This is a genomic window from Lysobacter sp. FW306-1B-D06B (assembly GCF_038446665.1).
Lineage (GTDB): Bacteria > Pseudomonadota > Gammaproteobacteria > Xanthomonadales > Xanthomonadaceae > Lysobacter_J.
Genome location: NZ_CP151802.1, coordinates 3734318 through 3747392, shown reverse-complemented (window position 1 = coordinate 3747392; position 13075 = coordinate 3734318). Strand labels below are relative to the sequence as shown.

10 protein-coding genes and 2 tRNA genes are annotated in these 13075 nt (G+C 68.2%); 9 read left to right on the top strand and 3 right to left on the bottom strand.

The features are described 5' to 3' along the window. Nucleotides 1-130 precede the first annotated feature (130 nt). Nucleotides 131-207: transfer RNA gene (locus tag AAFF32_RS17380), tRNA-Asn, on the bottom strand. Between the two features lie 49 nt (nt 208-256). Beyond that, a complete protein-coding gene (locus tag AAFF32_RS17375) occupies nt 257-787 on the bottom strand; it encodes a GspH/FimT family pseudopilin (RefSeq protein ID WP_216963006.1) in 531 nt (176 codons plus the stop codon). 149 nt (nt 788-936) lie between these two features. On the opposite strand from AAFF32_RS17375, the gene uvrB reads away from it, so the two are divergent. The 7 genes from uvrB (at nt 937) to AAFF32_RS17340 (ending at nt 8469) form a co-directional block, all read left to right on the top strand. Beyond that, on the top strand, nt 937-2970 hold the full coding sequence (uvrB, locus tag AAFF32_RS17370) for an excinuclease ABC subunit UvrB (protein WP_216963003.1): 2034 nt from the start codon (nt 937-939) through the stop codon (nt 2968-2970). A gap of 110 nt (nt 2971-3080) precedes the next feature. Then, a tRNA-Val gene (locus AAFF32_RS17365) sits at nt 3081-3155 on the top strand. A 177-nt stretch (nt 3156-3332) separates the two neighbouring features. Then, nucleotides 3333-4283 (top strand): hypothetical protein, encoded by a 951-nt coding sequence (locus AAFF32_RS17360; RefSeq protein ID WP_216963000.1) that lies wholly within the window; start codon nt 3333-3335, stop codon nt 4281-4283. Next, complete coding sequence (locus tag AAFF32_RS17355) at nt 4271-5164, top strand: ThiF family adenylyltransferase (protein WP_342315867.1); 894 nt, start codon at nt 4271-4273, stop codon at nt 5162-5164. Before AAFF32_RS17360 ends, AAFF32_RS17355 begins: the two co-directional genes overlap by 13 nt. Further along, nucleotides 5161-6381, top strand: a complete 1221-nt coding sequence (locus AAFF32_RS17350; protein ID WP_216962994.1) for a hypothetical protein — start codon at nt 5161-5163, stop codon at nt 6379-6381. Before AAFF32_RS17355 ends, AAFF32_RS17350 begins: the two co-directional genes overlap by 4 nt. Next, nucleotides 6359-7471, top strand: coding sequence for a hypothetical protein (locus AAFF32_RS17345; RefSeq protein WP_342315866.1), 1113 nt, complete (start codon nt 6359-6361; stop codon nt 7469-7471). Before AAFF32_RS17350 ends, AAFF32_RS17345 begins: the two co-directional genes overlap by 23 nt. Further along, nucleotides 7468-8469: a hypothetical protein gene (locus AAFF32_RS17340; protein ID WP_342315865.1), complete on the top strand. Its 1002-nt coding sequence runs from the start codon at nt 7468-7470 to the stop codon at nt 8467-8469. Before AAFF32_RS17345 ends, AAFF32_RS17340 begins: the two co-directional genes overlap by 4 nt. On the opposite strand, the gene AAFF32_RS17335 is transcribed toward AAFF32_RS17340, so the two are convergent. Continuing rightward, entirely contained in the window at nt 8456-10153 is a 1698-nt protein-coding gene (locus AAFF32_RS17335; RefSeq protein ID WP_342315864.1) for a hypothetical protein, read from the bottom strand. The two genes, AAFF32_RS17340 and AAFF32_RS17335, sit on opposite strands and share 14 nt — an antisense overlap. A gap of 362 nt (nt 10154-10515) precedes the next feature. Here AAFF32_RS17335 and thrS point away from each other — a divergent pair, with 362 nt between their 5' ends. Beyond that, nucleotides 10516-12417 (top strand): threonine--tRNA ligase, encoded by a 1902-nt coding sequence (gene thrS, locus AAFF32_RS17330; RefSeq protein ID WP_216962982.1) that lies wholly within the window; start codon nt 10516-10518, stop codon nt 12415-12417. Nucleotides 12418-12483: 66 nt separating this feature from the next. Beyond that, nucleotides 12484-13005: a translation initiation factor IF-3 gene (gene infC / locus AAFF32_RS17325; RefSeq protein ID WP_216964249.1), complete on the top strand. Its 522-nt coding sequence runs from the start codon at nt 12484-12486 to the stop codon at nt 13003-13005. Nucleotides 13006-13075: the final 70 nt, after the last annotated feature.

The following is a 13075-nucleotide window of genomic DNA, read 5'->3' as shown; positions in this document are numbered from 1 at the left end:
TTCGTCTTTGAGGGCTGCGAAAGATTCGTCCGGCCAAGCACGGACGCGCGGAGCAGGCGTGCGGCGCATGCGCCCGGCCGCGGATGGGCAAAGAAAAAGGGCCGCGATTTCTCGCAGCCCTTTTCGAATTTGGCGCCCGAAGTTGGACTCGAACCAACGACCCCCTGATTAACAGTCAAGTGCTCTAACCGGCTGAGCTATTCGGGCGGGGACCGGCATTGTAAAGCCTCGTGAGGGAAGGTCAAGACATGGCCGCTCAGAAGATGCATCCCGGCGCCAGCGCGCGGGGCCGCTGCGTGCGGATGCGGCCCGGGCGGCTGACCACGACCCGGCCCACCTCGCGTTGTGCGCGGCGCTCGCACAGCAGGATGGTGAGGTTGTTGGTCGCCGTCGCGCCGCTGGGGATGTAGCGCACGCGCAGGCGTCCGGGCGTGCTGCGCAGTGTGAATGCGTCCCGATCGATGGTGAACCGCTGGAGGACGTCCGCCTGCGACTGGGGTTGGTCGCGGGCCAGCCGGTCGCGGTACACGATCCAGCCGTCCTCCCACACCGGATCCTTCCGGCATTGCCGCCCGTCCGCGCTGGGGCACACCGTCATCGGCACGCGCCGCGAGACGGCGGCCATGCGCGCGCTGGCCAATGCGGTGCCGAGCAGGTGCAGCGCGGTGGTTCCCTTGGTGCGCAGGATGAGCGCGCTGAACCCCGGCCATGCCAGCGTCGCGCCGATCGCCAGCACCGCGAGTGCGACGATCAGTTCAGGAAGGGTCAGGCCTTTCGAATGGTGCATGAGCGTGGCAAGCCGGAGAGAGGGCTCCAGCGTGGCCATTGCACGCGGACGTCGGCATCGCGCCATGCCTATCGGCAGGGTAGGGAAATGCCGTTCCAGCCCCCATCCATTAGCCGGTCTACACTGAAGGATTCTCCGGAGCCGTGCCGATGAACGACAGCCTCCACCCCGCTGGATTCCAGCTCGTCGCACCGTACCAGCCCGCCGGGGACCAGCCACAGGCGATTACGCGCCTGGTGGAAGGTTTCGAGAGCGGGCTGGCGTCGCAGACCGTGCTGGGCGTGACCGGTTCGGGCAAGACGTTCACCGTTGCCAACGTCGTCCAGCAGGTGCAGAAGCCCACCATCGTGATGGCGCCCAACAAGACGCTCGCCGCGCAGTTGTACGGCGAGTTCAAGGCGTTCTTCCCGCACAACGCGGTGGAGTACTTCGTCAGCTACTACGACTATTACCAGCCCGAAGCCTACGTGCCGTCGTCGGACACGTACATCGAGAAGGACAGCTCGGTGAACGAGCACATCGAGCAGATGCGCCTGTCGGCGACCAAGGCGCTGCTGGAGCGCCGCGACGCGCTGATCGTGTGCACGGTGTCCGCCATCTACGGACTGGGCGATCCGAACGAATACTTCCGCATGGTGCTGCACATGGTGCGCGGCGAGCGCATCGACCAGCGCGAGTTGATCCGCCGCCTCACCGAGATGCAGTACACCCGCAACGACACCGAGCTGCGCCGCGCCACCTACCGCGTGCGCGGCGAGGTGGTGGACGTGCACCCCGCCGAAAGCGACGCCGAGGCGCTGCGCATCGAGCTGTTCGACGGCGAGATCGAGCGCCTGACGCTGTTCGACCCGCTGACCGGCGAGACGCTGCGCCCGGTGCCGCGCTACACGATCTACCCCGGTTCGCACTACGTCACCACGCGCCGCACGGTGCTCGACGCGATCGAGACGATCAAGGAAGAGCTGCGCGAGCGCCTGGAGCAGCTGTACGCGCAGAACAAGCTGGTCGAGGCCCAGCGCCTGGCGCAGCGCACGCAGTTCGACCTGGAGATGCTGGCCGAGGTCGGCTACTGCAACGGCATCGAAAACTACTCCCGCCACCTCACCGGCCACATGCCCGGCGAACCGCCGCCGTGCCTGTTCGACTACCTGCCGCCCGACGCGCTGCTGGTGGTGGACGAATCGCACGTCACCGTTCCGCAGATCGGCGCGATGTACAAGGGCGACCGCTCGCGCAAGGAAACGCTGGTGGAGTTCGGCTTCCGCATGCCGTCGGCCCTGGACAACCGGCCGCTGCGCTTCGAGGAGTGGGAAGGCCGCTCGCCGCGCGCGATCTACGTGTCCGCCACGCCGGGCCCCTACGAGCTGCGCAAGTCGGTGGACCAGATCGTCGAACTGGTCGTCCGCCCGACCGGCCTGATCGACCCGGAGGTCGAGATCCGTCCGGTCGGCACGCAGGTGGACGACGTGCTGGGCGAGATCCACGAGCGCGTGGCGATGGGCGACCGCGTGCTGATCACCACCCTGACCAAGCGCATGGCCGAGAACCTCACCGAGTACCTCGGCGAGCACGGCGTGCGCGTGCGCTATCTGCACTCGGACGTGGACACCGTGGAGCGCGTGGAGATCATCCGCGACCTGCGCCTGGGCAAGTTCGACGTGCTGGTGGGCATCAACCTGCTGCGCGAGGGCCTGGACATGCCGGAGGTGTCGCTGGTGGCGATCCTCGATGCCGACAAGGAAGGTTTCCTGCGCTCGTCCGGCTCGCTGATCCAGACCATCGGCCGCGCCGCCCGCAACGTGCGCGGCAAGGCGATCCTGTACGCCGACCGCATCACCAAGTCGATGCAGCACGCGATCGACGAAACCGACCGCCGCCGCCAGCGCCAGGTCGAATACAACCTGGAGCACGGGATCACGCCGCGCTCGGTCGCCAAGCCCGTCGTGGACATCATGGAAGGCGCGCGCGCGGAACCGGGCGAGGTCGGCAAGGGCCGCGGCAAGGCGCGCAAGGTCGCCGAAAGCATGGCCGACTACGCCAAGCTGACGCCGGCGCAGTTCGCGGCGCGGATCAAGGCGCTCGAACAGCAGATGTACGAGCACGCCAAGAACCTGGAATTCGAGGAGGCCGCGGCGGTGCGCGACCAACTGCGGCAGATCAAGGACGCCGGCTTCGCCGCCTGAACCGGCGCGCCGGCGGACGGATGCACGCGGACCTGTTGCCGCCGTCGCGTCGACGGGCTACACTGCGCGCCCCTCGTCGAGCGGTTTGCGGCGAAGGATTCCCGGATTCCGGGCGGTTAGCTCAGCGGTAGAGCACTACCTTGACATGGTAGGGGTCACAGGTTCGAACCCTGTACCGCCCACCACTTATGTGGTCGAACGGCGCGATCTCCGGATCGCGCCGTTTGTTTTTCCGGAGGGCGCATTGGCGCCGGGACCCGAGGGGCCGGGGCGACAGTCCCAGGCCGGCGTGATACAGATACACGCTGGGCCGCAAGGACGGGACGGCCCGCAAGTGCCGGGGAGTGTCCGGAGGGGCAGACGTGCTGAGCGTGTGGCTTAAATCGATCGCGCAGCGGTATCTGGACGTGCGCCTGCGCGCCGGCCGCGACTTCGACACCCGCATTCTCGAGCGCCCCGGTTGCTGGATGCCGGCGGCCGAGCTCGACACCCTGTCCGCGGAGCTGCGCGAGGTGGCATCCCGCACCCTCCCGGCGGGCAGCCTGACCTACGGCGTCTTCTCCGGCGACCGCACACGACTGGCGCACAGCATCGTCACCGTCGTCTACCGTCGATCCGATCGCCGGCCCGTGGCGTTCAACGCGATGGCCGCGATGGCGCTGGAGGTCGATGGCCGTCCGGAGGAAGTGCTGCACCTGGGCCTGGTGATGGTCGATCCCGACGTACGCAGCCAGGGGCTGTCGTGGGTGCTGTACGGCCTGTCGTGCTTCCTGTTGCTGGTGCGCAAGCAGATGCGGCCGCTGTGGGTCTCCAACGTGACGCAGGTGCCGGCCATCGTCGGCATGGTCGCGGAGACTTTTTCCGACGTGTTCCCGGGGCCGCATCCCGGTGCGCGCCGGCGTTTCGTGCAGCTGCTCGCGGCGCGGCAGATCATGGCCGGCCATCGGCACGTGTTCGGCGTGGGCGCGGACGCCGTATTCGACGAGCAGCGCTTCGTCATCACCAACGCCTACACCGGCGGCTCGGACGCGCTGAAGAAGACCTTCGACGAGGCCCAGAAGCACCGCAAGCCGGCCTACAACGACTTCTGCGCGCGCGAGCTCGACTACGCGCGCGGCGACGATGTCCTGCAGCTCGGTCGCATGGACCTGGAGGCCGCCGTGCGTTACCTGCGGCACAGCGTGCCGCGCGCCGCGTGGGCGCAGGTGCTGCTGTCGGCCGGCGTGCTGGTCGTCCAGCGGCTGGCGTTGCCGGTGCTGCACTGGTTCGACAGCGATCGCGAATGGGGAAGGCTGCGTCCATGGAATCGCTAGAGGCATTCGACTACGCGACGTTCAGCGATCGCAACCTGGGTTTCGTCAGTGCACAGGAACAGCAGCGCCTGCGCGAGTCGACCGTGTTCGTCTGCGGTGTCGGCGGCATGGGCGGCGCATGCGTGCTCGCGCTGGCCCGGGCGGGCGTCGGGCGGCTCGTGCTGGCCGACATCGACCATTTCGAGATGTCCAATCTCAACCGGCAGGTGTTCGCGTTCACCGACACGGTGGGCGAACACAAGGCCGAAGCGACGGCGGAACGGTGCCGTCGCATCAATCCGCAACTCGACCTCACGGTCCTGCACGGGGACTGGCCGGACCATGTCGAGGCGGCGGTGCGCCGTAGCGGTGCGGTGGTGAACGGCACCGACGACCTGGCGGCGTCGCTGCTGCTGTACCGCACATCGCGCCGGCTGGAGCGCAGCGTCGTGGATGCCTACGCATCGCCGCTGCCGTCGGTGTACGTCACGCGGCCGCACGAGCCCATGCCGGAAGAGCGCCTGGGCTATCCCACGCGGGACACCGCCTGGGACCGGGTCGACGAGACGCAGCGCCGCGCCGCGTTCCTGTGCGAGGCGGAGCACGTGCTGCTGCACTCGTCGTCGCGCAACTACATCGACATGGGCCTGGCGGCCGACGTCGCGGCCGGGCGACGAAGCCGCATGTCGTTCGCGCCCATGGTCATCACCACCGGCATGCTGATGGCGTACGAGACGATCGCGCTGCTGCTGGGACGCCCGACCGCCTGCGATTGCCGCGGCTGGTTCTTCAATCCGTACACCGCGCGCATCGAGCACCCGCGCAATGTGCTGGCGGCCGCCGTTCTGCGGCCGCTGGTGCGTCATGGGATCCGCAAGCTGCTCGACGGAGCGCCGGCATGAGCGCCTACCTGATCGCCGACAGTTTCGTCTCTGTTGCCGGGGCGCTCGGGTTGCTGGTGCTCATCAGTGCCTTGCGTCGCCGGCATCCCGGCGACGGGCTGGTCATGCGGCTGTCGTTCGGGCTGGGCGTGCTGGCCGTCATTCTGGTCAGTCGCGTGCTGGTGTGGTGGGGCGCGCCATCGCCGTTCAACGCGCTCACGCTGACGACCGCCGGACTGGTGCCGCTGGCGGTACTGCTGTTCTGTGAAGGGCTGTTGCGCCGGCATTCGCCGACGACTCTGAAGGCGCTTGCCGTGGTCGGGGCGGTCGTGTTCGCGGTGCTGGCGTGGGTGCCGACGCCGTGGGCGTATCCGTGGCGGACGATTGCGCTGCTGGCCTTCCAGTTGCTGGGATTCCTGGCGATGGCGTGGTTGCTGCTCGGTCGCGACCGCGCATCATTGTCCGCGCTGGAGAACCGCAGCATCGACCGCATCGCGCTGTCGCTGTTGTTGATCGTGCCGCTGCTCGCCACCGATTTCCGCTTCCCCGGATTTCCGATTCCGGTCCGCCTGGCCGGCATCGCGATCCTCGCGTTCTGCTGGTTGGCGCTGGGCCTGGGTCGCGGTCAGCGAGCGCATCGCGACAGCATCCGTGCATTCCTTGCGTTCATCGGTTGCGGACTGGCGGCTGGCGGCGCGGTGGCATGGTTGGCCGGCTTCGATCCGACGCAGACGGTGCAGGCGCTGGCCGTGTGCAGCGCGGCCACGCTGCTGGCCGCGATCGCCAACGACGGCTTCGAGCTGCGCGCGGAAGAGCGGCGTCGCGGCATGTTGCGTCTGCTCGCGGAAGGCGACCTGTCCGGGACGGATGCCTTCCTCGGCGGGCTGCAGCGTCACGCGCAGGTCGACGGCCTGCTGATCCTGCGCGCCGGCGAATTGCGGGACTTCGACCACGCGCTGCTCCAGGGGGTGTTCGCGCGGCGGCCGCTGCTGCGCGCGGGGCAGCTGGACGCAGCGGGCCTGGACGAAAACGCGCGCGAACAGGTCGACAGCCTGATGCAGCGCTACGGCGCCAGCCATCTGATGCACATCGCGCGCGAGCCGCTGACGCTGGCCGCGCTGAACATGCCGGTGCTTGCCGCTGCACCGGGTGCGGAGGTCGAACTGGCCGCCGTGCAGCGCATGGTGCAACTCGTTTCGGAACGCGGGAGGGAATGTGCTGCAGCTCAGGGAGCGTGATTTCGAGGCCTTCTTCGAAGCGCCGTTTTCGGCCTACGGGCCGGACAGCCTGTACGTCTCGCCGATGAAGAGCGACCTGCGGCGCTTCCTTGCCGCGGGCATCAACCCGCTGTTCCCGGACGATGCGACGTTCACCTGGTTCACCGCGCATCGGGACGGTCGCGTGCTCGGTCGCATCACGGCGCACGTTCACGCCGCGTCGAACGCGCTGCATGGCTTCGACCGGGCCTATTTCGGCTATTTCGACTGCGCCGACGACGCTGATGCGGCGCGCGCGCTGCTGGGCGCGGCCGAAGACTGGGCAAGGAGCCGTGGATTCGCCGAGATCGCCGGCAACTTCAACCTCACCGCCATGCAACAGATCGGCGTGCAGACCGGCGGTTTTGAGCATCCGCCTTACACCGACCTCATCCACAATCCGCCGCACATCCCGCGCCTGCTGGAAGAGAACGGCTACACCGCCTTCTTCCCCATGAGCACCTTCGAGAACCGCGTCGGCTCGATCGCGCTGGAGTCGCTCACGGGGCCGGCGCAGCGCGCGATCCTCGACTCGCCGGAGTTCTCCTTCGCGCCGGTGACCTGGAGCACGATCGACCAGCGCATGGAGGACGCGCGTGTGATCCTCAACGACGCGTTCGCGAAGAATCCGATGTTCGTGCCCGTGTCAGCGGAGGAGTTCCATTTCCAGGCGAAGGAAATGAAGTGGATCATGGATCCGCGCATCTCCGCCGTGCTCCATCATCGCGGCGAACCGGCCGCCTGCATCATCTGCATTCCGGACCTCAATCCGTTCCTGCGTGCCACGCGCTCGCGGCTCGGCCTGGCCACGCCCTGGCACTTCCTTCGCCACCGCATGCGTCGCGACCGCGCGGTGCTGATCTTCTCGGGTGTCATCAGCCGTCTGCAGGGGCAGCGCGTCAACGCCGTGGTGCTGCATCGGATCCTCGGCGCCATGCAGCGTGCCGGCTACGCGACGCTGGGCGGCACCTGGATCTCGGACACCAACCACGCCAGCCTCGCGCAGAAGCGGAAGATGGGTGCCACGGCGTTGCATCGGCTGCACCTGTTCCGCAAGGCGTTGCGGGCATGAACGTGCTGGATATGGACGCCCGGCGGCGCGTGGTCGAGATGGCGAGGCTGGCGCCGTCTGCGCACAACACGCAGCCGGCGCGCTGGCGCTTCGAGGGCGACGGCTCGATCCTGCTGATGGGCGACGTCGCACGCCGCTTGCCCTGTGCCGATCCCACCGATCGGGACTTCGCCCTGTCCTGCGGCGCCGCACTGGAAGGCACGGTGCTCGCGCTGGGTGCGCTGGGCATCGGCGTCGCTGCGGTGGAGGAGGCACCGGGACCGGATGCCTCGCTGGCGTTGCGTCCGATGGCGCGCCTGATCGCCCATGGGGCCACGACGGCCGATCCGCTCGCCCGATGGATCGATGACCGACACACCTGGCGGGGCGGATTCGCCGATCCGGGCCACGAGGCGACGCAGGCGCTGGGACGCTGGGCATCGACCGTCGACGACACGCATCTCGTCACCGTTCGGCACGATCGTGCATGGCTCGCGGACCTTGCCGATCGCGCGACGGTGGGCTTCCTGCGCGACCGCGAATGGCGCAAGGAGCTGTGCCGCTGGATGCGGCTGTCGCGCCGGCATCCGCAGTACGAACGCGACGGCATGAATCGCGAGGCGTTGCACATGGGCGTGCTGGAAGCCGCGGGCGCGCATGCGGTGCTGGGCGGCGCGTTCCCGTGGCTGGATCGCCTGGGATTGGCGACGGCGCTGGTGGGCGAGCGCGCGCGCAGTGTCACGGCCAGCGCGATCGTGCTGCTGCATCGTCCGGCGGAGGAATCGCCACTCCAGTCCGGGCGCGTGCTCTACCGGCGTTGGCTCGAACTCACGTCGCTGGGGTTCGCCGCGTGGCCGATGTCGGCGGCAATCGACGACCCGTCCGCTGCAGAGGAAATCGCCTCGCGTCTGTCCCTTCCCGCGCAGCGCCGCCTGCTGGCGGCGCTGCGCGTCGGCAAGTCCACCGGCACCGCGCCCGCCCGCGTGCGGCTTCCGGTGGACGTGCTTACAGCAGCTTGAGGTACTCGATGAGCGCGCGCTTGTCCGCGTCGCTCATGCCGTCGAACTCGCGCTCGTGCCCGGCGTTGGCCAGGCCCGGGCGACGCGTGTCGAACGTCACCGGTTCCGAGAACGGCGTGTATCCCGACGGATAGCGGCAGTGCCGTTGCGCATCGCAGTGCAGCGCGATGCCGATCGCGGTGAAGTCGAGGGCGTGCCCGCCCACCGGAAACTCGACGGCCCGCTCGGCCGGCGCCATGAGCTGCCACAGCGTCGGAATGCTGCCGTTATGCAGGTACGGCGCGCTCGACCAGAGTCCGGCCAGCGGAGGTGCGCTGTAGCGCTGCGCCACGCGCACATCGAGGTGGCGGCCGTAGCTGGACCGGTTGATCGCCCCCGCGACCTGCGGCGTGAACTGCGCCGCGCGCACGCGATCGGTACCGACGTCGCCTTCCCAGTTCGGGAACGCCACCAGTCGCGGCCGCTCCAGCGAGTCGTCGTAGCGGCCGTGGCAGCGCTCGCAGTTCGCGGCGTACAGCGTGTGCCCGTTCGCCGCGACGGTGCGATCCACGCGGGCAGGGAAGGGCTGCGGGCGATAGTCGCGCAACCAGTGCATGATCCCGGCGACGTCGCCGATGTGCGAGGCCGCCGCTTCCGGAGTGACCCCCATGCTGGGCACGGTGAAGTACGCCACGATGCCGGCGAGGTCCTGCAGGTGTTCGTCATCCAGGTCGTCGCGCGTCAGCGGTCGTGCGTCCGATTCGCCGGGAACGCCATAGGCGCCGGTGTTGAGCAGGCGGCTGCGCATCACGCGGTCGCCGAGTTCGGGAATGGAATTGAGCGCACTGAGGGGCACGTGCTCTCCCGTTGGGATCAGCCCCAGGCGGCGGCGCAGTGAATCGAAGCCGTTGGTCGCGCCCGGCGTGCCCGAGACGAAGGGCAGCAGGTCGTCGGCGCCAGCGGCCCCGAGTTCCGCGGTGCGACGTCGCAGCTCCGGCAGGACGACGAAGCGCAGCGTGAGTCGCTCTCGCGGATCCAGGTCCGGATACAGGCGATCGATGGCGGCCCATACGCGGGCGTCGTCGCCACCCTGATCGCGCATGGCGCGGTACAGGCCCCGGGTGTAGGCGCCCAGGTTCAGCGATGTGTTGGGCGTACCGAGCCATGCGCGATCCGGGTCGGGACGGCCCCGGGCGTCGTACATCACGCCGGCGTGGCAGGCCGCGCAACCCAGGTTGCCGATGGTCAGCGCCATAGGCGGCAGCAGGCGCTCCGCATGGCCGAGGTTCTGCCCGAGTGGCTGCGCCGGCTGCGCGGGCGGCAAGGTGTTCGATGGCCAGTTGCCGATCCGCTCCGGGTAGAGGAAGCCCCAACGCCGCAGGGCCGCTTCGACATGCCGCGGACTCACCGTTGCCGGATCGCCGCCGGTCTCCTGCAACGCCAGAAGCGCGCTGGTCAGCGTCCACGGTGCCGCGGAGACCCGCAGCGTGTCCGTGTCGAGGGACGAAAAGTCGCCGAAGGCGAAGTAGGCGAGGCCGGGGCCGGCGCGTTCGAGATCCGCCGCCGGGATCGCCGCATGGCGCTGCGACGTCGCCGATGCGCGGCCATGCACCATGCCGGCCACGTCGCCGTCGAGGGCGACCATCAGGCCCACCGTCGCCGCGAGTACGAGGACCAGTCCGCCAAACCACCTGCGCTTGCGCATCGATCACCTGTCCCTTTCGTTCGCAGCGGCGGCGTGCCTTGCCGGAGCGCCGGAGCAGGTCGATTGTAGGGGGGCGAGCGCGTCGCGGCCGCGCAGGCGTTGACTTGGCCATGCGCAGCCCCAACACTTCCTACCGTGCTCCGGCAAACGGCCGGAGGCAGGATTGAGGTGGCCCGCGGCAATTTCGCCGGCCGAGCGTGCGACATGAGCACTACCACCGCCCACCGCTGAACGCCGACGACGCCCCTTCCTGACGGCGCCGCGGCGCCGTTTTCCGTTTCTGGACGGTACTTCCTGGACGCCGTGCGCCGGCGACCGCCCCTTCGCCCCTCTGCCAGCCGCGCTCCGCGCGCCCGCCTCCCATGATCGCAATCACGCTTCCCGACGGCAGCCGCCGCGAATTCGAACAACCCGTTTCCGTCGGCGAGATCGCCGCCTCCATCGGTGCCGGCCTGGCCAAGGCCGCGCTCGCCGGCAAGGTCGACGGCAAGCTCGTCGACACGAGCTTCCGCATCGACCGCGACGCCTCGCTCGAAATCGTCACCGACAAGCATCCCGACGCGCTCGACGTGCTGCGTCACTCCACGGCGCACCTGCTGGCGCAGGCCGTGCAGCGCCTGTATCCGGGCGCGCAGGTCACCATCGGTCCGGTGATCGACAACGGCTTCTACTACGACTTCGCCTACGAGCGTCCGTTCACGCCCGAGGATCTGCCCGCCATCGAGGCGGAGATGCAGAAGATCGTGAAGGAATCGCTGCCGGTGTCGCGCAGCGTGAAGTCGCGCGACGACGCCGTGGCGTTCTTCCGTGGCATGGGTGAGAAGTACAAGGCCGAGATCATCGAGTCGATTCCGGCCAACGAGGATCTTTCCCTCTACAACCAGGGCGAGTTCACCGACCTGTGCCGCGGCCCGCACGTGCCGTCGACCGACAAGCTGCGCGCGTTCAAGCTGATGAAGGTGGCCGGCGCGTATTGGCGCGGCGACCACAACAACGAGATGCTCAGCCGCATCTACGGCACGGCGTGGCTCAACGACAAGGACCTCAAGGCCTACCTCACGCAGCTGGAGGAAGCCGAGAAGCGCGACCACCGCAAGATCGCCAAGGCGCAGGACCTGTTCCACCTGCAGGAAGAGGGCCCGGGCCTGATCTTCTGGCATCCCAAGGGCTGGTCGATCTGGCAGGTCGTGGAGCAGTACATGCGCCGCGTCTATCGCGAGACGGGCTATGGCGAAGTGCGCTGCCCGCAGATCCTCGACGTGTCGCTGTGGCAGAAGTCGGGCCACTGGGACAACTACAAGGACAACATGTTCTTCACCGAGTCCGAGAAGCGGACGTACGCGCTGAAGCCCATGAACTGCCCCGGTCACGTGCAGGTGTTCAACCAGGGCCTGCACAGCTACCGCGACCTGCCGATCCGTTACGGCGAATTCGGCGCCTGCCATCGCAACGAGCCCTCCGGCGCGCTGCACGGCATCCTGCGCGTGCGCGGCTTCACCCAGGACGACGGCCACATCTTCTGCACCGAAGACCAGATCGAGTCCGAGGTCCGCGCCTTCCACGAGCAGGCGCTGAAGGTCTACGGCGATTTCGGCTTCACCGACATCCAGATCAAGATCGCCCTGCGCCCGGATTCGCGCCTGGGCGACGACGCCACCTGGGACAAGGCCGAGAACGCCCTGCGCTCGGCCCTGAGCGCCGCCGGCGTGCAGTGGCAGGAGCTGCCGGGCGAGGGCGCCTTCTACGGCCCGAAGATCGAGTACCACCTGCAGGACGCCATCGGCCGCACCTGGCAGCTGGGCACGATGCAGGTGGACTTCATGATGCCCGGCCGCCTCGGCGCCGAGTACGTGGACGAGAGCAGCCAGCGCCGCCACCCGGTGATGCTGCACCGGGCCATCGTCGGCTCGATGGAGCGCTTCATCGGCATCCTGATCGAGCACCACGCCGGCCAGTTCCCGGCCTGGTTGGCCCCGATCCAGGCCGTGGCCATGAACATCACCGACGCCCAGGCCGACTATGTGGATGAAGTCCGGAAATCCCTTGCAAATCAAGGCTTCCGGGTCCATTCCGATTTGCGCAACGAGAAGATCGGCTATAAGATCCGCGAGCACACCCTGCAGCGCGTGCCCTACCTGCTGGTGGTCGGCGACCGCGAGAAGGAAAACGGCCAAGTCGCCGTCCGCACGCGGGGAGGGGAGGATCTGGGGACGATGACCGTCGCCGAATTCGCCTCGCGTTTGCGCAGTGAGGGCGTACAGTAACGCCCGCAGCCAGACCAGACCCCGGCCGCCCCGGCGGCCGGCACGTTCCATACCGGAGATTGCAACATCAGTACCCCCGAGAAGCCCAATCGGAAGAACCAGGAAATCCGCGTCCCCCGCGTGCGCGTGATCGGCAGCGACGGCGAAATGATCGGCGTGCTTACGCGCGACGAAGCCCTGCGCATGGCCGAGGACGAGGATCTGGATCTCGTCGAGATCCAGCCCAATGCCGATCCGCCGGTCTGCAAGATCATGGACTTCGGCAAGTTCCGCTTCGAGCAGCAGAAGAAGGCCAACGAGGCCAAGAAGAAGACGAAGCAGGTCGAGATCAAGGAACTCAAGTTCCGTCCTGTGACCGACGAGGGCGACTACCAGATCAAGCTGCGCAACATGCGCCGCTTCCTGGAAGAGGGCGACAAGGTCAAGGTCAACATCCGCTTCCGTGGCCGTGAAATGAGCCACCAGGAGCTGGGTCGCGAGATGGCCGCGCGCATCGAGGCCGACCTCGGCGAGGACATCGTGATCGAGTCCCGCCCGCGCCTGGAAGGCCGGCAGATGGTCATGATGATCGCGCCGAAGAAGAAGTAACCCGACGCGCGCCGCATGGCGAGCGCGCCTTCGCCCTCTCCCGCGTGCGGGAGGGGGTGAGTCGGAAAGG

Bases quoted from the DNA above. Each gene is read 5' to 3' on its own strand.
- AAFF32_RS17375 (WP_216963006.1), bottom strand. From the start codon at position 787: ATGCACCATTCGAAAGGCCTGACCCTTCCTGAACTGATCGTCGCACTC.
- uvrB (WP_216963003.1), top strand. From the start codon at position 937: ATGAACGACAGCCTCCACCCCGCTGGATTCCAGCTCGTCGCACCGTAC.
- AAFF32_RS17355 (WP_342315867.1), top strand. From the start codon at position 4,271: ATGGAATCGCTAGAGGCATTCGACTACGCGACGTTCAGCGATCGCAAC.
- AAFF32_RS17350 (WP_216962994.1), top strand. From the start codon at position 5,161: ATGAGCGCCTACCTGATCGCCGACAGTTTCGTCTCTGTTGCCGGGGCG.
- AAFF32_RS17340 (WP_342315865.1), top strand. From the start codon at position 7,468: ATGAACGTGCTGGATATGGACGCCCGGCGGCGCGTGGTCGAGATGGCG.
- AAFF32_RS17335 (WP_342315864.1), bottom strand. From the start codon at position 10,153: ATGCGCAAGCGCAGGTGGTTTGGCGGACTGGTCCTCGTACTCGCGGCG.
- thrS (WP_216962982.1), top strand. From the start codon at position 10,516: ATGATCGCAATCACGCTTCCCGACGGCAGCCGCCGCGAATTCGAACAA.